The organism is Bacteroides faecichinchillae JCM 17102, from assembly GCF_000614145.1.
GTDB classification, from domain to species: domain Bacteria; phylum Bacteroidota; class Bacteroidia; order Bacteroidales; family Bacteroidaceae; genus Bacteroides; species Bacteroides faecichinchillae.
The window spans coordinates 26,741-47,783 of record NZ_BAKK01000004.1; the positions used below are offsets into that span (position 1 = coordinate 26,741).

The 21,043-nt window shown below is 38.4% G+C and carries 18 protein-coding genes and 3 pseudogenes; 14 read left to right on the plus strand and 7 right to left on the minus strand.

Annotated elements, in window-relative coordinates:
• Positions 1–20: 20 nt before the first annotated feature.
• The 9 genes from ribD to JCM17102_RS03025 all read left to right on the plus strand — a co-directional run bounded on the left by ribD (position 21) and on the right by JCM17102_RS03025 (position 8,472).
• Positions 21–1,067, plus strand: coding sequence for a bifunctional diaminohydroxyphosphoribosylaminopyrimidine deaminase/5-amino-6-(5-phosphoribosylamino)uracil reductase RibD (gene ribD, locus JCM17102_RS02990; protein ID WP_025073923.1), 1,047 nt, complete (start codon positions 21–23; stop codon positions 1,065–1,067).
• A 133-nt stretch (positions 1,068–1,200) separates the two neighbouring features.
• Entirely contained in the window at positions 1,201–2,190 is a 990-nt protein-coding gene (gene bamI / locus JCM17102_RS25965; RefSeq protein ID WP_306302452.1) for a BamI family beta-barrel-assembly machinery protein, read from the plus strand.
• A gap of 38 nt (positions 2,191–2,228) precedes the next feature.
• Entirely contained in the window at positions 2,229–2,684 is a 456-nt protein-coding gene (locus tag JCM17102_RS32170; RefSeq protein WP_306302453.1) for a DUF6242 domain-containing protein, read from the plus strand.
• 14 nt (positions 2,685–2,698) lie between these two features.
• The gene (locus tag JCM17102_RS03000; RefSeq protein ID WP_025073924.1) at positions 2,699–3,433 is read left to right on the plus strand and encodes an isoprenyl transferase; all 735 of its coding nucleotides are present in this window, start codon (positions 2,699–2,701) and stop codon (positions 3,431–3,433) included.
• A 30-nt stretch (positions 3,434–3,463) separates the two neighbouring features.
• Positions 3,464–6,106: a BamA/OMP85 family outer membrane protein gene (locus JCM17102_RS03005; protein ID WP_025073925.1), complete on the plus strand. Its 2,643-nt coding sequence runs from the start codon at positions 3,464–3,466 to the stop codon at positions 6,104–6,106.
• A gap of 24 nt (positions 6,107–6,130) precedes the next feature.
• The gene (locus JCM17102_RS03010; RefSeq protein WP_025073926.1) at positions 6,131–6,646 is read left to right on the plus strand and encodes an OmpH/Skp family outer membrane protein; all 516 of its coding nucleotides are present in this window, start codon (positions 6,131–6,133) and stop codon (positions 6,644–6,646) included.
• A gap of 56 nt (positions 6,647–6,702) precedes the next feature.
• On the plus strand, positions 6,703–7,218 hold the full coding sequence (locus tag JCM17102_RS03015) for an OmpH/Skp family outer membrane protein (protein WP_025073927.1): 516 nt from the start codon (positions 6,703–6,705) through the stop codon (positions 7,216–7,218).
• A gap of 103 nt (positions 7,219–7,321) precedes the next feature.
• Positions 7,322–8,164 carry a glutamate racemase gene (murI, locus tag JCM17102_RS03020; protein ID WP_025073928.1) on the plus strand — a complete coding sequence of 281 codons (843 nt, stop codon included), beginning with the start codon at positions 7,322–7,324 and terminating at the stop codon, positions 8,162–8,164.
• A 74-nt stretch (positions 8,165–8,238) separates the two neighbouring features.
• On the plus strand, positions 8,239–8,472 hold the full coding sequence (locus tag JCM17102_RS03025; protein WP_025073929.1) for a DUF2007-related protein: 234 nt from the start codon (positions 8,239–8,241) through the stop codon (positions 8,470–8,472).
• Here JCM17102_RS03025 and JCM17102_RS03030 read toward each other — a convergent pair.
• A complete protein-coding gene (locus JCM17102_RS03030; protein ID WP_025073930.1) occupies positions 8,438–9,592 on the minus strand; it encodes a pyridoxal phosphate-dependent aminotransferase in 1,155 nt (384 codons plus the stop codon). The genes JCM17102_RS03025 and JCM17102_RS03030 overlap by 35 nt on opposite strands.
• Positions 9,593–9,697: 105 nt before the next feature.
• On the opposite strand from JCM17102_RS03030, the pseudogene proB reads away from it, so the two are divergent.
• Positions 9,698–10,779: pseudogene (gene proB, locus JCM17102_RS25970) on the plus strand (glutamate 5-kinase).
• 137 nt (positions 10,780–10,916) lie between these two features.
• Here the strand turns inward: proB and JCM17102_RS32650 are convergent.
• Positions 10,917–11,842: pseudogene (locus JCM17102_RS32650) on the minus strand (YitT family protein).
• An 855-nt stretch (positions 11,843–12,697) separates the two neighbouring features.
• Between JCM17102_RS32650 and JCM17102_RS03050 the strand changes: the two are divergent.
• The 4 genes from JCM17102_RS03050 to JCM17102_RS03065 all read left to right on the plus strand — a co-directional run bounded on the left by JCM17102_RS03050 (position 12,698) and on the right by JCM17102_RS03065 (position 16,554).
• The gene (locus tag JCM17102_RS03050; RefSeq protein WP_025073931.1) at positions 12,698–13,252 is read left to right on the plus strand and encodes a LemA family protein; all 555 of its coding nucleotides are present in this window, start codon (positions 12,698–12,700) and stop codon (positions 13,250–13,252) included.
• A 14-nt stretch (positions 13,253–13,266) separates the two neighbouring features.
• Positions 13,267–14,181, plus strand: coding sequence for a DUF3137 domain-containing protein (locus JCM17102_RS03055; protein WP_025073932.1), 915 nt, complete (start codon positions 13,267–13,269; stop codon positions 14,179–14,181).
• A 95-nt stretch (positions 14,182–14,276) separates the two neighbouring features.
• On the plus strand, positions 14,277–15,530 hold the full coding sequence (locus JCM17102_RS03060; protein ID WP_025073933.1) for a glutamate-5-semialdehyde dehydrogenase: 1,254 nt from the start codon (positions 14,277–14,279) through the stop codon (positions 15,528–15,530).
• A 67-nt stretch (positions 15,531–15,597) separates the two neighbouring features.
• Positions 15,598–16,554: a Rossmann-fold NAD(P)-binding domain-containing protein gene (locus JCM17102_RS03065; protein WP_025073934.1), complete on the plus strand. Its 957-nt coding sequence runs from the start codon at positions 15,598–15,600 to the stop codon at positions 16,552–16,554.
• Between the two features lie 149 nt (positions 16,555–16,703).
• Here the strand turns inward: JCM17102_RS03065 and JCM17102_RS03070 are convergent, their stop codons facing one another.
• The 5 genes and pseudogenes from JCM17102_RS03070 to JCM17102_RS03090 form a co-directional block, all read right to left on the minus strand.
• Positions 16,704–17,099, minus strand: coding sequence for a rhodanese-like domain-containing protein (locus JCM17102_RS03070; protein ID WP_025073935.1), 396 nt, complete (start codon positions 17,097–17,099; stop codon positions 16,704–16,706).
• A 14-nt stretch (positions 17,100–17,113) separates the two neighbouring features.
• Positions 17,114–17,829, minus strand: a pseudogene (locus tag JCM17102_RS25980) (NigD1/NigD2 family lipoprotein).
• Positions 17,826–18,974, minus strand: a complete 1,149-nt coding sequence (locus JCM17102_RS03080) for an acyltransferase (protein ID WP_025073936.1) — start codon at positions 18,972–18,974, stop codon at positions 17,826–17,828. The pseudogene JCM17102_RS25980 and the gene JCM17102_RS03080 overlap by 4 nt, the downstream one beginning before the upstream one ends.
• A gap of 9 nt (positions 18,975–18,983) precedes the next feature.
• Positions 18,984–19,958 (minus strand): D-alanine--D-alanine ligase, encoded by a 975-nt coding sequence (locus JCM17102_RS03085; protein WP_025073937.1) that lies wholly within the window; start codon positions 19,956–19,958, stop codon positions 18,984–18,986.
• Positions 19,955–21,028, minus strand: a complete 1,074-nt coding sequence (locus JCM17102_RS03090) for an RluA family pseudouridine synthase (RefSeq protein ID WP_136498256.1) — start codon at positions 21,026–21,028, stop codon at positions 19,955–19,957. Before JCM17102_RS03090 ends, JCM17102_RS03085 begins: the two co-directional genes overlap by 4 nt.
• Positions 21,029–21,043: the final 15 nt, after the last annotated feature.

Consider the following 21,043-nt stretch of genomic DNA (forward strand, 5'->3'; position numbering starts at 1 on the left):
TAATAAATCGAAGACCATCAATGGAAGAAGAAAAATATATAAAACGTTGCATTCAATTAGCAAAAAATGGTTTGTGTAATGTAGCACCAAATCCAATGGTAGGCGCCGTCATTGTGTACGATGGACGTATTATCGGTGAAGGATATCATATCCGTTGCGGAGAAGCCCATGCCGAAGTCAATGCTATACGCTCCGTAAAAGACACCTCCCTATTAAAACGGTCGACTATATACGTCAGCCTAGAACCCTGTTCACATTATGGGAAAACGCCCCCATGTGCAGATTTGATTATCGAAAAACAAATACCCCGTATTGTTATCGGCTGCCAGGACCCATTTTCGGAAGTATCCGGACGTGGAATTAAAAAGTTACGTGAAGCGGGACGAGAAGTCATAGTGGGAATGCTAGAGCAAGAATGTAAACAACTGATTCATCGTTTTATTACACTTAATACGCTTCATCGCCCTTATATTACACTCAAATGGGCTGAATCTGCCGATCACTTTATCGACAAAGAACGAACAGACGGAACACCTGTCGTCCTTTCCTCCCCACTTTCGTCTATGCTGGTACACAAAAAAAGAGCAGAAAATGATGCTATAATGGTGGGCAGACGAACAGCAATATTAGATAACCCTTCTTTAACTGTCCGCAATTGGTATGGAAAAGATCCGGTGCGAATCGTTTTAGACCGCAGGTTGTCTCTACCCACTTCTCTCCATATATTAGATGGGAACATAGCAACTCTCATTTTTACAGAAAAGGAGCATCCAAGCCAACACAATCTTACATATATCAAAATTGATTTTACACAGGATATCCTACCGCAAATAATGAATATCCTGTTCCAGCGTAAGATACAATCGTTACTAATTGAAGGGGGAAGACAGCTATTGCAAACGTTTATCAACTCCAATCTTTGGGATGAAGCTTTCATTGAACAGTGTCCTACCATGCTACATTCCGGTGTTAAAGCACCTGAAATAAGCAATAATTTTAGTTATTCAGTGGAAACACACTTTGGCAGGACGATTTTGCATCATATCCACGAGAATAAGCTAAGATAGTCCTATTCAAGGAGTTTTAGGTCGATAAAATCAGCATTATTATCTATAATTTTATATAAAACTTGCCTAGAATGTTCTTTATCGGGAAAAATGTTTCTATTTTTGCAACTTGTAAATAAACACAATCTTTCAAATGAGAATAAAGTTTTTATCAATCATTGCGAGTCTTTTCATGGTGTCATTCGTTATAACGTCTTGCTTTGGCGACGATAACGATATAGAATATAGCCCAGATGCGACTATACATGCGTTTGAACTTGACACTATTTATGGTATCAACTATAAATTCACAATAGACCAACAAAAAGGTGAAATCTATAATGAAGACTCACTACCAGTACATGCTGACACTATTATTGATAGAATACTTATCAAGACTTTGACCACTGCATCGGGAATCATAACGATGAAGAACAAAGATGATCAAGATTCAATCATTATTATGGACGGTAATCAAGTTATGGATTCAATGGATCTAAGGAAACCTGTTACTTTAAAAGTCTATGCTCCAAATTATCAGCAAACTAAAACTTATACTATTAATGTACGGGTACATAAATATGATCCCGACTCTTTGAGTTGGAATTACATGGGGGAGATTGACAATACTATCACCGGAGAGCAAAAAGCTGTTATTCTAGGTGATGATATTCTCAACTATACAATACTTAATAAAAAATTAAATGTATTTTGGAGACAATTCGGAAGCAAATCTTCTTGGACTTCAGCCTTAGTAGAAGGTGATATTTTCAATAACACCCTCCCAACGTCCATATTATCCTATGATGGAAAGTTATATGCTACCTCAAGTATCAATGATGGAATTGTTTATGAATCCACCAATGGAACAACATGGACCGCTTCTGAACTTTTTAGCAATAGAACTGTGAGTCTGCTCCTTGCTCCGTTAAGCAATAAAATAACATTTATAGAAACGATCAACGGTAAAAAGTACTTCAATTCAACAGATGAAATAAAGAAAGCTAAAATTACAGATGAAGAACAACTGCAAGAAGTTCCTAAAGATTTCCCAATTGGTAATATATCTTATACTACTTATTCTACAGCAACAAAACGTGAAGGAATTATGCTTATTGGAAAGTATGAGAATCAACCACAGTAGGAGATAGCAATACAAAAACAATTGTTCCATGGGGATACATGGGAGATATTTGGGTATCTTTTGCTCCCTATAATACTACCAGTTGTTGTCCGGAAATAGAAAATCCATCTATCATTTACTATAACGATCAGTTCTATATTTTTGGAGATGGGTTTAAGTCATTTTACGTTTCTAAATCCGGACTTGCATGGAAAAAAGCTACTAAGTTTTCATTCCCAAATTACAACTGGAGTGCAAGTGGTGTTGTCCTCCGACCTACGATTAATGATCCGGAATTTAGAGGTAGAAAGAATTATGCAACTGTACAAGACACCAAGAATGAATATATATACATTCTCTTCGGCAGTGAAACTGGCATAACATTTTCCGAGAACATAAAAGTTGCAGGAAATAATACTCTAGTAGACAGAGGTCCATACAATCATGATTCAGAAGTATGGCGCGGTCGTTTAAACCAACTTTGGTTCGATCTTGCCAAATCTCCTAAACAATAATTCAGACGTTTGCCATGTCCTATATAGAGCAAATAGACAAAACTCGGATACCCAAACATGTAGCTATCATTATGGATGGTAACGGACGATGGGCCAAGCAACAGGGGAAAGAACGTACTTTCGGTCACCAGGCAGGTGCAGAAACCGTACAGAACATCACTGAGGAAGCTGCTCGTTTAGGAGTTAAGTATCTGACTTTATACACTTTCTCTACCGAAAATTGGAATCGGCCGCAAAACGAAATCGCAGCTTTAATGAATCTATTATTGAATTCAATCGAAGAGGAAACGCTAATGAAAAATAACATTTGTTTCCGCGTCATTGGCGACTTCGCGAAATTGCCAACAGAGGTACAGGATAGTTTATCTTCCTGCATAGAGCACACAAGTAAAAATACAGGAATGTGTCTGGTTCTTGCTCTTAGTTATTCTTCCCGCTGGGAAATTACTGAGGCAGTCCGGCAAATTGCAATACAAGTAAAAAGCGGCGAGATTACTCCCGAACAAATAACAGATGAGTATATTAGTTCTTATCTGACAACTAGTTTTATGCCTGATCCGGATCTACTGATCCGAACAGGTGGAGAAATCCGATTGAGCAATTACCTATTATGGCAATGTGCTTACTCGGAACTTTATTTTTGTGATACTTTTTGGCCTGATTTTAATAATGAAGAATTCAGAAAAGCTATTTATGAGTACCAACAAAGAGAACGCCGTTTCGGCAAGACAAGTGAACAAATCAGCTAACATAAATTGAAACATCAAATTATAAAATAAATGCATTATCGTATTTCCTTTATATTCGTAACGTTTATCTGCCTGTTCTGCTTTGCAGCAACAGGTTTTGCGCAGAATGCCAACACAGAAGAAGACTCTAAGCCGGTTATCTTATACTCCGGAACTCCTAAGAAGTATGAAATAGCAGACATTAAGGTCGAAGGCGTGAAGAATTATGAAGACTATGTATTAATTGGTTTGTCCGGTCTTTCAGTCGGACAAGTAATCTCTGTTCCTGGTGATGAAATAACAGGTGCCATCAAAAACTATTGGAAACATGGTTTATTTTCGGACGTTCAGATCACCGCCGAAAAAATTGAGGGTAACAAAATTTGGTTAAAAATCAGTTTGACACAACGCCCCCGTATTTCTGACATACGCTATAACGGAGTAAAGAAGTCCGAACGTTCCGATCTGGAAGCCAGAGTAGGTATGGCAAAGGGTATGCAGATTACTCCGAATACTGTAGACCGTGTCAAAATATTGATTAAACGTTACTTTGACGACAAAGGATTTAAAAACGCAGAGGTAATTATCAACCAAAAGGATGATCCTGCCAATGAAAATCAAGTGATTGTAGACGTAAATATCGACAAGAAAGAAAAAGTGAAAGTACACGAAATTCAAATTGTTGGTAACAACGCTATTAAGACATCCAAACTAAAACGGGTTATGAAGAAAACAAATGAAAAAGGTAAACTTCACAACCTGTTCCGTACTAAGAAATTTGTACCGGAAAACTATGAAGCTGATAAGCAGTTAATCATAGACAAATATAACGAATTGGGATATCGTGATGCTATGATTGTGAAAGATAGCATTTCTCAATTTGACAACAAGACCATTAATATATATATGGAAATAGACGAAGGTCAAAAATATTACCTTCGAAATGTCACATGGGTTGGTAACACACTTTATGCGTCTGAAGTTTTAAATGAATTGCTCCGCATGAAGAAAGGTGATGTATACAACCAGAAATTATTGAACGAGCGTGTATCTTCCGATGAGGATGCTATCGGTAATCTGTATTATAATAATGGCTACCTGTTTTATAGCCTTGACCCAGTTGAGGTAAACATCGTAGGTGACTCTATCGACCTTGAAATGAGAATTTACGAAGGTCGCCAAGCAACCATCAATAAAGTAAAAATTAGTGGTAACGACCGTTTATATGAGAATGTAGTTCGTCGTGAACTTCGTGTCCGTCCGGGACAGTTATTCAGCAAAGAAGACTTAATGCGTTCTTTGCGTGAAATCCAGCAAATGGGACACTTTGACCCAGAAAATCTACAACCGGATATTCAGCCGGATCCGGTAAACGGAACAGTAGACATAGGTTTACCATTGACTTCTAAAGCCAATGACCAGGTAGAATTCTCTGCCGGTTGGGGACAAACAGGTATTATCGGTAAACTGAGTTTGAAGTTTACAAACTTCTCAGTTGCCAACTTATTGCACCCAGGAGAGAATTATCGCGGTATCTTGCCTCAAGGTGACGGTCAGACATTGACTATCAGTGGACAAACGAATGCTAAATACTATCAATCTTATAGTGTTTCGTTCTTTGATCCATGGTTTGGTGGCAAACGCCCGAATTCATTCTCTTTATCAGCTTTCTTCTCTATACAGACTGATATCAGTGACCGTTATTATAATTCCAGTTATTTTAATAACTATTACAATTACATGTCTTATGGAGGTTACGGTTACAATTATAATAACTACAACAGTTATGAGAATTACTATGACCCGGATAAATCCATTAAGATGTGGGGACTTTCTGCCGGTTGGGGTAAACGTTTGAACTGGCCGGATGACTTCTTCACTCTTTCTGCAGAGTTAGCTTACCAACGCTATACTTTGAAGGATTGGAGATATTTCATCGTACAGAATGGTAAATGTAATGACCTTAGTCTCAACTTAACATTAGCCCGTAGCTCTTATGATAGTCCGATTTTCCCACGTAGTGGTTCGGATTTCTCATTATCAGTTCAATTAACACCTCCGTATTCTTTATTTGACGGAAAAGATTATAAGAGCTATTATAATGCAAATGGTTCAGTAAGTTCTCAGGAAAATGCAGATAAACTCTATAAATGGGTGGAATATCATAAATGGAAGTTTAAAGCTAAAACCTATACTTCATTAATGGATTACCAGAAATTCAAAAAACCTCTAGTATTGATGACACGTACTGAATTTGGTTTGGTAGGTCACTATAATAAATACAAGAAATCTCCATTCGGAACATTCGACGTAGGTGGTGACGGTATGACTGGTTATTCAAGCTATGCAACAGAAAGTATTGCTTTGCGTGGCTATGAAAATAGTTCATTGACTCCATGGGGAGAAGAAGGTTATGCCTATGCCCGTTTAGGTCTTGAATTAAGATATCCGCTTATGCTGGAAACAAGTACTAACATTTATGTGTTAGGGTTCTTAGAAGCTGGTAATGCATGGCATGATGTCAAGAAGTTCAATCCGTTCGACTTGAAACGTTCTGCCGGTTTCGGTGTGCGTATCTTCCTGCCAATGGTCGGTATGATGGGTATCGATTGGGGTTATGGTTTCGACAAGATTAATGGTTCCAGAGAATATGGTGGAAGCCAATTCCACTTTATTTTAGGACAAGAGTTCTAATTATATCATTAAAAACTAAACGTTATGAGAAAGTCTATTCTATCTATCATGCTACTGTTTGCCATCAGTATGGCAGCCAGTGCACAAAAGTTTGCACTGATTGATACGGAATATATTCTCAAGAATATTCCGGCCTATCAAAGCGCTAATGAGCAATTACAAGAAGCTACGAAAAAATATCAAGCAGAGATAGAAGCCATAGTCAAAGAAACGCAAAAAATGTTTCAGGATTATCAGGCAAAAGCTACGACTCTCTCTGCCGATCAAAAGATTAAAAAAGAAGATGAAATCGTAGCGAAAGAAAAAGCAGCAGCTGAATTAAGACGTACTTATTTCGGTCCGGAAGGTGAACTTGTAAAAATGAGAGAGGAGTTAATTGCCCCTATTGAAGATGATATTTATGATGTTGTGAAAGAGCTTTCACAGTTACATGGATATGATCTTGTCATGGACAGAGCCTCCTCCACCGGTATCATTTTTGCAAACCCACAAATAGATATAAGCGATGAAGTATTGAGAAAATTAGGATATTCAAATTAATTTCATACATTTGTATCGGAAATAACTAAAAAATCATTCAAATAAATAATAGAACTATGCTAAAAAAAATTGCACTTGTAATGTTGCTTGCACTTCCAATGGGTGTATTTGCACAAAATTTGAAATTCGGTCATGTTAATGCTCAAGAGATTATTACTGCGATGCCTGAATTTACTCAAGCTCAGACTGAGCTCCAAACATTAGAAAAACAACTCTCTGACGAATTACAAAGATCTAGCGAAGAATTCAGCAAAAAATATCAGGAATTCCAACAAGCAATGGCTAAAGATTCTCTTCCTGCCAACATTGCTGAAAGAAGACAAAATGAGCTTCAAGACATGAGTCAAAAAATAGATCAATTCCGTCAAAAAGCAATGCAAGATATGGAGAAAGCACAGAGCGACAAGATGGCTCCAATCTATAAGAAGTTAGATGATGCAATTAAAGCAGTTGGTGCTGCCGAAGGTGTAATCTACATTTTCGATCTTGCCAGAACTGCTATACCTTACATTAATGAAGCACAAAGTATTAATCTTACTCCGAAGGTAAAAGCACAATTGGGCATCAAATAAGCAATAAGCTAAAAAATACCAAAAGGGAAAGGGAAAAGAAGTATATACTTCTTTCTCTTTCCCTTTTTTCATGTACATTTGCGTATATAAATTCCAGTTTGTCATGAAAGAACATCTATCTCATACACCAGGTCCAATCGGAATATTCGACTCCGGATACGGTGGTCTTACTATCCTTAACAAAATAAGAGAGGTTCTACCTGAATATGATTATATTTATTTAGGAGATAATGCACGTGCTCCCTATGGTAGCCGTTCTTTTGAGATTGTATATGAATTTACGTTACAGGCCGTTAATAAACTATTTGAGATGGGATGTCATTTGGTTATATTAGCTTGTAATACAGCCTCTGCTAAAGCCCTTCGAAGTATACAAATAAACGATCTTCCGAACATTGATACAGAACGACGTGTTCTTGGGGTAATCCGGCCGACAGCAGAATGTATAGGCAATATTACTCAAAGCCGACATATCGGTATACTGGCGACAGCAGGTACTATAAAATCCGAATCTTATCCATTAGAAATACACAAACTATTTCCGGATATCCATGTAAACGGACTGGCTTGCCCCATGTGGGTACCACTGGTTGAAAACAATGAAGCGCAAGATGTAGGAGCAGACTATTTTATCCAAAAATATATAGATCAACTATTGCAGAAAGATTCCCAGATCGATACTATAATTCTAGGCTGTACCCATTATCCAATTTTATTTCCCAAAATACGGAAGTATGTGCCCGAACAGATTCATGTAATCCCTCAAGGAGAATATGTAGCCAGAAGTCTCAAGGATTATTTAAAAAGACACCCGGAAATGAATACAAAATGTACCCAAAACGGTAACTGCCGGTTTTATACAACAGAAGCAGAAGAGAAATTTATCGAATCGGCTACCACCTTCCTAAACCGTCCTATTGAGGTTCAACGAATTTCATTAGAATAAATAAGTAAAAATAAATCCATTCATTCATCTTTTTTGTTATATTTGTAAGAAAGCAACTCTTAATACTCACAATTATGAAAGAAGAAGATTACAGCAAGGCAGTAGAAGTATTCTCAGGTTCTCCTTGGGAAGCTGAAATTATCAAAGGTCTATTGGAAAGCAATGATATTCGTTGCGTTGTTAAGGACGGTATTATGGGAACATTGGCTCCTTATATAGCTCCTGCTGTTTCAGTTCTTGTTACTGAAGACGAATACGAAGCAGCCACAGAGCTTATAAAGAACCGTGACGAACAAGGTACCGACTAATTCGATCCAAACCTTCTTTGATATTCTCCAATGAATTCGCATAGGAGAAACGTACATATCCTTCGCCTCCCGTACCAAAATCAACACCGGGGGTAATGCCGACGTGTGCAGACTCAAGAACATCGAAAGCAAAACGATATGAGTCTGTTGTGAATTTACGTGCATCGGCAAAAACATAAAAAGCGCCCTGAGGCTCAACCTTTATTTCAAAGCCTATTTCACGAAGACGAGAAATCATGTATCGACGACGTTCATCATAAATCTCTTTCATTCGTTCCACATCTGGTTCAGCCTGTCTTAATGCTGCTATTCCAGCTTGTTGAGCGACGCTGGATGCACATATAAATAAATTTTGCTGCAATTTCTGTAAAGCACGCATACAGGATTTTGGTGCTATCAAATAACCTAACCGTAAACCTGTCATTGCAAATCGTTTTGAAAATCCATTTAAGACAAAAGCCTGATCAGTATATTCAAGAATACTATGCGCACGTCCTTCATATACCAACCCATGATAGATCTCGTCAGAAATTACAGGAACTCCCAATGATGCAATTTCTCTCATAAAGCTTTCATCCAACAACATTCCTGTCGGATTCATTGGAGAATTTATAAATATTGCCGCAGTACGTGAATTCACACATTTACGAATAGCTTCTATGTCATATTGCAATCCTTTTTCTTCTGACAACGGGACCAACACCGGGTTTGCCTGAACTGCTAAAACAAAATTACGATAACAAGCGTATCCCGGATTTGAAAGTATGACTTCACTATCTGTATCACAGAGTAACATTAGCGCCAAAAGAATAGACGGCGAAGAACCAGAAGTTACAACGATACAATCAGGATCGACTGTCACCCCATATTCCCGTCGATAAAAAGTTGCTATTTCCTGGCGTAATACGGGATCCCCTAAAGAATGCGTGTAGTGAGTGAGATGTTTATCATAAGCAGTCTTTGCAGCTTCAGCTACACAAGATGGAACATCAAAATCAGGTTCTCCGACTTCAAGGTGAATAATATCAATGCCCTGTTTTTGTAATTCATTTGCTCTCTCCAATACATCCATTACAATAAAGGAGTTCATTTGTTCTACTTGAGGATTGAAATGTTTCATTGTGATTCTTTTGTCTTTTGGATGACAAAGATAATTCTTTCCAGCCTGTTTTTGTAACATATCGGCAAAAAGTTCTATATTTGTGCTTTCAAATCGTTAGTTAGGATGAAACAAGAATTTACACGGATTGCAGTAAAAGTAGGTAGCAATGTATTAGCACGTCGAGATGGAACATTAGATGTTACCCGTATGTCGGCTCTTGTCGATCAGATTGCAGAATTGCATAAAGCTGGGGTAGAGATTATTCTCATTTCTTCGGGAGCAGTAGCCTCAGGACGAAGCGAAATACACCCTCAAAAGAAGCTCGATAGTGTAGATCAACGACAGTTATTCTCAGCTGTAGGTCAGGCAAAGCTAATCAACCGTTACTACGAACTCTTTCGGGAACATGGCATTCCAGTTGGTCAGGTATTGACCACCAAAGAAAGTTTTGGTACTCGCCGCCATTACCTGAATCAAAAAAACTGTATGACAGTGATGCTCGAAAATGGTGTGATTCCTATCGTCAATGAAAATGACACCATTTCGGTAAGCGAGCTCATGTTCACTGATAATGACGAATTATCAGGCTGATTGCTTCTATGATGAATACGCAAGCACTTATCATCCTCAGTAATATTGACGGAATTTATAATGGTTCTCCAACAGATCCTCAATCATCGGTAATCCGCGAGATAGGTCATAGCAAAGATCTATCCAACTATATCCAAACCTCTAAATCCAGTTTTGGAAGAGGGGGGATGCTAACTAAAACGAACATCGCCCGGAAAGTAGCTGATGAAGGAATTACAGTGATCATTGCTAATGGAAAGCGTGACAATATTCTAGTAGACCTGCTCCAACATCCTGACGAAACACTTTGTACACGCTTTGTTCCCTCCAGCGAACCAGTATCCAGTGTCAAAAAGTGGATCGCACATAGCGAAGGATTCGCAAAAGGAGAAATCCATATTAATGACTGTGCGACAAAAGTACTGAACTCGGAGAAAGCCGTTAGTATTCTTCCAGTAGGAATCACACGTATCGAAGGAGAATTTGAAAGAGACGACATTGTGCGTATCATTGATAATCAAGGAAACCAAATAGGGGTTGGGAAAGCAAATTGCGATTCTACTCAGGCACGGGAGACTATTGGAAAACATGGGAAAAAGGCAGTAGTACATTATGACTACTTATACATAGAATAATTCATCATAATCAAGATTCATAGGTACTAGATATCCAATAAATTGAGTTGCCGGAGAACTATCTATTGCAAAAGCATCCATATTTTTTTATGTTCACACTTTTCATTCATTTCACTCCAATCAGCAGACTTCCACATTTATTCCGGTTGCAGCTCATCCTTTGAAGGAAGTTGCTTCCAACCTTCACCAAAGGTATCATAAGCATCAGTCACTACAACAAAAGCACGCGGATCGGCTTCTTTGATTTTATGCTTCACACTGGTTACTTCTTTATGGCTAACAACCAAAAAAAGCATTTCTTTTTCTGCCCCAGTATAGAGCCCACTACTTTTAATACAAGTAGCTGTACGATCCAGATCTTTGAGAATGAAACGATGCAATTCAGTCATTTCTTTGTCGCTGATAACAAATAACAATTTATCCTCTTTTGCACCATTAATGACATAAGCCACCACTCTCGAGATAACAAAAATGGAAATTAGCGAATAGAGAGATAAATACCATGAAGGCTGGCTCGCATCATCTGCATTGCCCACACCAAACCCGATAACCAACAGACCGAAACAAACAACTACAGCATCAACGAACAGGATGGCATTTGAGAAACGGATATGAAAATATTTCTGTAATATCATCGCAATAATATCACTTCCCCCAGTGGTTGCCTGGTTGCGTACAACAAGACCACTACCGACGCAATAATCGCCGCACCGATAATACAAGTCAGCATCAGATGACTTGTCATATCCATAGCACCACCAAGAAGCTTCGTCGGATCAAGTTGTTGAAGTGCCTCTTGTGTAGGATAAGCCCAACGAGACATTACATTCATCAGTAAGGGGGTAATCAATGCAGCAACCAATGTACGGGAACCCAACTTAGCCCCCAACAGTATGACCGAGAGAATTAAAAGCGGCACATCGAACATATAGCCGAATGTTCCCACCTGAATGGAGGGAAATAAATTGTGAAGAACAATACTAGCTCCATACACCCCTCCCGGCACAATGTTATAAGGATTGATAAAAAACACAAAACCTGCCGCCAAAATAGTACAGCCCATCAAAACACCTCCCCAAGAGACCCACCAGTCAATGTGAGTAGCAGGCTTACAATATTGCTTCAATTTATAAGATAGTTTTTCCATATCCATCATTCAGATTCTATTTTTATGCAGCAAATATACGAAAAACTTTACTAACCGTCCTTTCATTACCATTGGTTTGTAAGTTATCTCTTATTTTTCGGAGGTGTAATCTAGAAAATCAGGCAGTCTATCAGAAAGATACTTTGCTCAACTACTTTTTATATATTCCTGCATCATTTTGAATCACCTCATAACAAAAAAACATCATTTTCTCTATCAACCTATCACCAATCTTCTGTATCCCCCTATTCATCGTACTTTCAAGAGGTGATAGGTTGATTCTCGACCTATCACCTTCTCTATCACCTATCACCTTTGCCAGTTCCTGCCATTATCTTCCTCGTTTGATGGCTGGCAGATAATTTTTAAACCCCTTAATAGCAAACATACATTTCACTACTAACAAACTTTTTGTTCTTTAATACCTAACTTCTTTTCCTCCGATAGAGAAATTATTCTTTATTAGAAATAAACTATAAACGGAAGTTGCGATTATATAAATGAAACTTGCATTCATATAAACAGAACTTGCATTTATACAAACGCAAGTTCTGTTTATAGATTGCAATCAATAAAAAACAACTTAACTATTAAAGAAAATAAAGTTTGTTATAGGAAAAGAAGAATTAATCTATTGTAAGGAACAGATTAATCCCTTACAACCATCTGTTTTATCATTCAATTACTTTATCTTTGCCGAAGAGTAGAGGAAATATACTTCTACATCAAATAATTAATCTAATTGTCGAATTCACAAAGTATACACTATTTATGGTTATCTTAGGAATCATTGTTGCCATCTGTCTACTATTTATAATTGGCGTTTATAACACATTGGTCAGAAAACAGAATAGTATTGAAAATGCCTTCGGAAGCATTGATGTAATGCTAAAAAAAAGATTTGATTTAATCCCCAATATCGTTGCCACAGTGAAACAGTATGCCAAACACGAAGAGACTATTTTCGCACGTATAGCTGAGCTGCGTTCTAAAGGATATGAACAGCTGAGCAATGACGACAAAGCAAACTTCGACGAAACTTTTACACAAGTAAGCCGCCGATTCATTGCCGTAGCCGAAAGCTATCCGGAGTTAAAAGCTTCTGACAACTTTATGCATCTGCAACGTACACTGAACGAAGTCGAAGAACAACTGTCGGCTGCAAGAAGAACCTACAATGCCAACGTAACAGACTTTAATAATACAGTAATGACTTTCCCGTCCAATATGATTGCCGGGATGTTCGGATTCACACCCAGAACTCTTTTTTCCATACCGGCAGAAGAACGGGCAAATCCCACCATCGGAAACACATTTCAATCTTAATTTAACCGACAACTATGGCAATTTCATTCAATACAGTCTATAGCCAGCTAGAACCACACATCATTACTTTTGAAACCAAACGCAAAATACTAAAATCAAAAGGAATCCGAAATGGAGGTATAACAGTCGGAACTATCCTAACCATCGGACTTTTATTCCTCCCTTCATTGGGAAATATGTTCTGGATAATCGCGGTTATTGCTTTAATTATCGGAGGAGTAATAGCCAATGCCCAATCAAAAGAACTTACCGAATACTATAAAAAAGAGATCGTTCCACTTATTCTTGAAAGTGTACTTCCCGGTGCACACTATGAACCGGAAACAGGAATTTCAGAAGAAACATTTCGTTCTTGTAAGCTCTTTCCCACACCGGATCGTTATTCAGCTGAAGATTTCATCTCAGGACGGATAGACAAAACAGATATATGTTTTTCTGAAGTACACGCAGAGGAAAGACATGTACAAACATCCAAAAATGGAACAAAAGAGTATTGGACTGATATTTTCAAAGGCTTTTTATTTATCGCTGACTTTCATAAAGACTTTGCCGGACAAACGATACTTTATCGGAATTCATGGTTCAAGTTCCGCTTTGGCAGTGAGAAGCGGGTAAAATTAGAGAACAACGAATTTGAACATTGTTTTGACACCTACTCTACTGACGAGATTGAAGCACGTTACATCTTGTCTACTTCAATGATGGAGCGTTTAGTAACAATGAATCGGCGATTGGGGGATGGAATAACTATCAGTTTCCGGAATTCCAATGTATATATCGCTATCCCAGACTCCAAAAATCATTTCGAAACCAGCCTATGGGGCCCATTAACCCGCGAGAACCTGGAATCGGAATTCCAGACTGTCAGTGAACTAGTGCAGATTGTAGACGAGTTGAATCTGAATCTTAGAATCTGGACAAAAGAATAATGCAATACATTTATTTCAAATTTCAGCAAGTTTTATTCACATGATTCACTATATTTGCACTATTTATCTTTCTATTTAACGCAAAAAGGGAGCAAATGACTACAAATTTAAACAAGACCTTTGCTGCTGTACAAGCAGCTAGTCGGGAATTGGCCTTACTGAGTGATGAGACAATCAACCAGATATTAAATGCAGTAGCGGATGCAGCAATAAGTGAAACATCGTTGATTCTGGCTGAAAATGAAAAGGATCTGGCACGCATGGACGTGAAAGATCCCAAATATGATCGACTGAAGCTAACAGAAGAACGTTTGAAAAGCATTGCAACCGACATACGTAATGTGGCGACTCTTCCCTCTCCTCTAGGAAGGATACTGAAAGAAACAACTCGCCCTAATGGAATGAAACTATCTAAAGTGAGCGTCCCTTTCGGAGTAATAGGAATTATTTATGAAGCTCGTCCAAATGTTAGTTTCGACGTTTTCTCTCTTTGTTTGAAAAGTGGAAATGCTTGTATACTAAAAGGAGGAAGTGATGCTGATTATTCTAACCAGGCTATTATCAGCGTCATCCACAAAGTATTGAAGAAGTTTAATATCAATCCCCATATCGTAGAATTGCTTCCTGCTGACAGGGAGGCTACAAGTGAACTGCTACATGCAGTGGGGTATGTGGATCTGATTATACCCAGAGGTAGTAGTAGCTTAATCAATTTTGTCCGTACCAATGCAAGTATTCCTGTCATCGAAACTGGTGCAGGCATTTGCCATACTTATTTTGATGAATTCGGAGATACAAGCAAAGGAGCTGCTATCATCCATAATGCAAAAACTCGCCGCGTCAGTGTATGTAATGCGTTGGACTGTCTTATTATACATAAAAAAAGACTTGCAGACTTGCCACTTTTATGTGAGAAGTTAAAAGACAGCCAAGTAATTATCTATGCAGACACACAAGCCTATCAGGCACTGGCAAATCATTATCCGGCTGAACTTTTGCAAGCTGCGACCCATGAAAGCTTTGGCACCGAATTTTTGGATTATAAATTAGCTATAAAGTCTGTTGATAGTTTTGAAAATGCATTAGGACATATCCAAGAATATAGCTCTAAACATAGCGAATGCATCGTGACGGAAAACAAAGAACGAGCCACCTTGTTTACCCGAATAGTAGATGCTGCTTGCGTATATAGTAATGTATCTACGGCTTTCACTGATGGTGGACAATTCGGATTAGGAGCAGAGATCGGCATCAGTACCCAAAAACTACATGCTCGCGGCCCGATGGGATTAGAAGAAATCACCTCTTATAAATGGATCATTGAAGGGGAGGGACAAACCAGATGGTAAAACGCCCTATAAATGGATATATACTATAAGAGAACAATGGAACAATAACGATTAATTATAGAGAAATATGAAGAAATTTACTTGTGTACAGGACATCGGCGATTTAAAATCCGCTCTTGCAGAAGCATTCGAAATCAAAAAAGACCGTTTCAAATATGTAGAATTGGGGCGCAATAAAACATTGATGATGATCTTCTTCAACTCTAGTTTACGCACCCGGCTCAGCACACAGAAAGCCGCATTCAATCTAGGAATGAATGTTATGGTGCTGGATATCAATCAGGGTGCGTGGAGACTGGAAACAGAACGCGGCGTGATCATGGATGGCGACAAGCCTGAACATCTTTTAGAAGCTATTCCTGTAATGGGATGCTACTGTGATCTGATCGGAGTAAGATCTTTCGCCCGTTTCGAAGACCGTGACTTTGATTATAAAGAAACGATTCTCAACCAGTTCATCCAATATTCCGGTCGTCCGGTATTCTCGATGGAAGCTGCTACTCGCCACCCACTTCAGAGTTTCGCTGATTTGATTACTATCGAAGAATACAAAAAGACTGCACGCCCTAAAGTAGTTATGACATGGGCACCTCATCCACGCCCACTGCCACAGGCTGTTCCCAACTCTTTCGCAGAGTGGATGAACGCAACTGACTATGATTTTGTGATTACCCACCCGGAAGGATATGAACTTGATCCTGCATTTGTAGGAGATGCAAAAGTAGAATATGACCAGATGAAAGCTTTCGAAGGGGCTGACTTTGTATATGCAAAAAACTGGGCGGCATATACAGGTGATAATTATGGGCAGATTTTAAGTAAAGACCGTGCATGGACAGTTAGTGACCGACAAATGGCAGTTACCAACAATGCTCACTTCATGCATTGCCTTCCTGTTCGCAGAAATATGATTGTTACGGATGATGTGATTGAGAGCCCTCAATCTATTGTTATTCCAGAAGCTGCCAATCGGGAAATTTCAGCAACGGTTGTCTTAAAGAGACTATTAGAAGGATTGAAATAAATATCATCAATAAATGTCAAACGGTGGATAATGAATGTTCCGAACCTTTATTGTTCACCGTTTACTATTTATAAGCTATTCAAATCATGTTCCTTTTACATCGAACCAATAAAAGTTCAATATTCACCATTTCACAATCTTCTGTTTTCTTACTGTTCTATATTTTTTCCCGCATCCTTCCAAGCATTGAATCCGTTATACAAATCAAAAACTTTATATCCTTTTTTGCTAAGTATCTTTGCAGCCTTTCTACTCCGCTTGCCACTACGGCAATATAATGCTACCGGCTTATCCTTTTGAAGTAACGAATCAGCCATGGTTGCAAAAGAATCATCTAGAACATTAATATTGATAGTTTTAGCAATATGCCCTTCGGAGTACTCTGCCAAGGTACGAACATCTAAACGCTGCACATTTTCATCCTGAATGTATGTATCAAACTCATCCACATTCATTGATTTGAAATCTTCTTTCTGTTGCTGACAAGAAAAAAGAGAAGAAAGAAACAATAAAATTCCCACAAGTAATTGATTCGCTTTTAACATAGATACTTCATTACTCAATTTACACTCGGAATATATTCAAATCCTTCAAAGTCAGAATTACAATATTTATCCGATTCGATAATGTTACCATCCTTATCAGAGGTATAATATTTAAACTTTATACGAACAATTTGATCTGGTTCTCCAACTAATTTGGTTAGAGGAACTGAAATATAAGCTCTCCGATTATAATATTGCGCATCTCCCTGCGCATCATGATATAGAGATAATACAACGACTTTCTCACCATTCTCCGACTCTTCCTGTACTTCCCCTAAAAGATCAAAAACATGTTGTACCCCCCCTTTGCTTTCAAGCTTAGAATTATATTCAGATAGTCTCGTCCCATCCAAATACTCACGACATCTACCGGGTCCATTTTTGTAAGTTCTCCATACCCTTCTTCTCCTTTAAACTTAGGTGTCATGGTTATCAGAGATTGCAAAGAATATATTGTGGCAGAAGCAACTCCATTGTGAGAAAGCACCTCATAATTAGCCAATACACGCTTCGAATTATTAGGAGAAATAGTAGAGTTGGTACGATCTTTTGATACAAGCATTTCATCCCCATTATCTGGGAGAAGTGTTTGCAATTTACCATCCGATCCTGATTTCACTGTGACAAATTCCAACTTCACAGAAGGATAATAATATTCGTCATCTCCACAAGCAACTACTAACAAAAGCAGTCCAATCAACCCAATCGTATGTAGTTTGTTTCTTTTCATTGGCGTGCAGCTAAATAGTTTATTAAAGGATTAGCATACATTAATAACAACTTTTCACGCAAAAAGTCCACATCTTTATTAGGAATCTTTATTTTTCCCAATTGCTGCTCAACATAATCAATAAAACGCAGCTTTTCTTCCTGTGTATAATTTTGTTCAAACTCCGCCTTACCCTTCAACCAGTCATAAGCTATATAATTGCCTGGATACATCCGATAATTAGAATGAATCCGCTGATCAATACAAGTAGAAATTCTAGCAAACAAATCCGGTTTCGGCAATGAACGATCCAACTGTTCCAACTTGTCGTTAATACAAGGAGCCATCTGGAAATGTACTCTTCCCTTATATCCGAAAAGTCCTGTTTCCATATTAATCAGATCATCTTGTGTCGTTTTCTTATATCCTTCTACATCTCTCTTCAGTTGAAATTCCTGAGCTTTAAGGAAATCACAAGGATCGTATTCGTAGGAAATAGCAAGAGGTGCAATATTCATTTCCATCAGACGTTCTACCAAATCACCCTCTCCTCCCATCGCCAACATTTTCAACACACTATCTTGTGTACGGTCATTTGAATCTTTGGCACGCCCTTCACGTTGAGCTATCCAAATAGACTGGTTTTTCTCAGCAATAGTATAATGCATATAACGAGACATACGAGCCGAGGACTCCAACATTTGACGCATAGTTAATGCACGTTGTACAATAAATGATTTATTAACCCGCACCAACTTCTTAATCCAAGGATAAATGAGCAAATTATCTCCAATAGCTATTTCAACCGTATCCATTCCTTCATCGACCAACAAGATAGAAAGAAAACCGGAATCCAGAATTATATCCCGATGATTGGACATATAAGTGTAAGCTTTTTCTTTATTCGGCAAAGCCGTATGATCTAAAGTCAAACTATCAGTATGTTCCTGAGCTATTTTCCACAAAATACCATAACAAAATGTTTTCTGGAAATCCAGTTTGGTCTTGCATGTACGTATTTTTTGTGCCAGAAGTTCAAAAGGAACATTCGGAATTGCGCTACAGGCTGCTTTCTGAAAAGCTTGATCAGCAATCAGTTCCTCCAGAATTTGAGGAAGTTCCTCATCATAGTAAGGACGAATCTCATTAAACTCTGTTATATCCATAGCAAGGAATTAAAATTTATTTTCGATAATATCAGTCATCACATCTTTTATTTCCAGACCGGCAGCACGTACTTGCTGGGGAATAAAACTGGTAGCAGTCATTCCCGGAGTCGTATTTACCTCCAGAAGATTAATTTTCTCTCCGGCAGTTACGATATAATCCACACGAATAATACCGGAACAACCTAATATATCATAAATAGCCGAGGTCAACAACTGCACCCGATTCGTCAATTCATCCGAAATGCGTGCTGGAGTTATTTCATCCACTTGGCCATTATATTTCGCATCATAATCAAAAAATTCATTATGAGTTACAACCTCTGTGGGTGGGAAGACTACTGTTTTGTCTTTTGTCTTATAACAACCGCATGTTAATTCCGTTCCGTCCATAAAAGCTTCTACTAAAACTTCTTGAGCCTCTTCAAAAGCTTTAGCTATGGCAGGTTGTATTTCCTCTTTTGTCTTAACCTTCGTTACTCCGAAACTTGATCCTCCCAAACTCGGTTTAATAAAACAAGGTAAGCCGATCTTGTCCAATACATCTTCATCGGAAATGGATTGTCCCATACGTAAAAGCAATGATTCGGCGATACGTACACCAAATGCTTTCAGATACTGACCACATGTAAACTTATCATAAGTGATAGCAGCAGCCAATACTCCACAACAGGAATATGGAATGTGAAGCATATCAAAATATCCCTGAAGACGACCATCCTCTCCCGGAGTTCCATGAATAGTTATATAGGCAAAATCAAATTTTATCTTTTCCATCCCTAGCATAAAACTGAAATCATTGCGGTCTACAGGTACTTTCGTACCATCCGGCAACTGGACTTCCCAACGGAGTCCTTGCATCTCAACGATATACAGTGTATACTTTTCCTTATCAATAAAGGAATAGATTCCCTGTGCACTACGCAGGGATACATGAAATTCGGAGGTATCTCCTCCAGCTACGATAGCAATTGTGCGTTTCATTCTATATCTCTATTACTTATATAGCTTCTCCACTTATCGATAAGTTGAGTCATGTCATCCGGAAGTTCAGAAGTAAAAAACACCTCTTTACCTGTAACGGGATGAACAAACCCCAACGTCATTGCATGCAAAGCTTGTCGGGGACAAGTGTCAAAGCAATTATTTACAAATTGTTTGTACTTACTAAAGTGAGTACCTTTTAATATCTCGTGACCGCCATAGCGTTCGTCATTAAATAAAACATGTCCTATATGCTTCATATGGACACGAATCTGATGTGTACGCCCTGTCTCAAGCACGCATTCTACTAAAGTTACATATCCCAACCGCTCCAACACACGATAATGAGTTACCGCATGTTTACCAACAGCCGGATCAGACATTACAGCCATTTGCATCCGATCTTTCGGATTACGAGCAATATTACCGACGATCGTTCCTTCATCTTTTTCTACATTTCCCCATACCAAAGCGCGATACTTGCGTTTAGTCGTTTTATTATAGAATTGAAGGCCCAAGTTTGTTTTAGCATCCGGTGTTTTGGCAATTACCAGTAAACCAGAAGTGTCTTTGTCAATTCGGTGAACTAATCCGACATGCGGATCATTGGCGTCATAATCAGGCACATCTTTCAAATGCCATGCCAATGCATTCACCAAAGTACCATGGTAATTTCCATGTCCGGGGTGTACAACCAAACCGGCAGGCTTATTTACCACCATAACATATGAATCTTCATAAACAATATTAAGGGGAATATCTTCTGGAATAATCTCATTCTCATAACGTGGACGATCCATCATCACAGTGATGACATCAAGAGGCTTCACTTTATAGCTACTCTTTACCGGTTTACCGTTAGCCATAACAAATCCGCTTTCGGCAGCTTTCTGAATACGGTTACGCGAAGCATTGACAATACGTTCGAACAGATATTTATCTACTCTTACCATCGCCTGTCCCTTATCTACGACCACACGAAAATGCTCATAGAGTTGGGCCTCATCACCGACTGGCTCTATATCATCCAAGTCATTTTCCAATTCATCCGGAAGTTCTTCCTCTATCATGCGAGCTTATTTCTG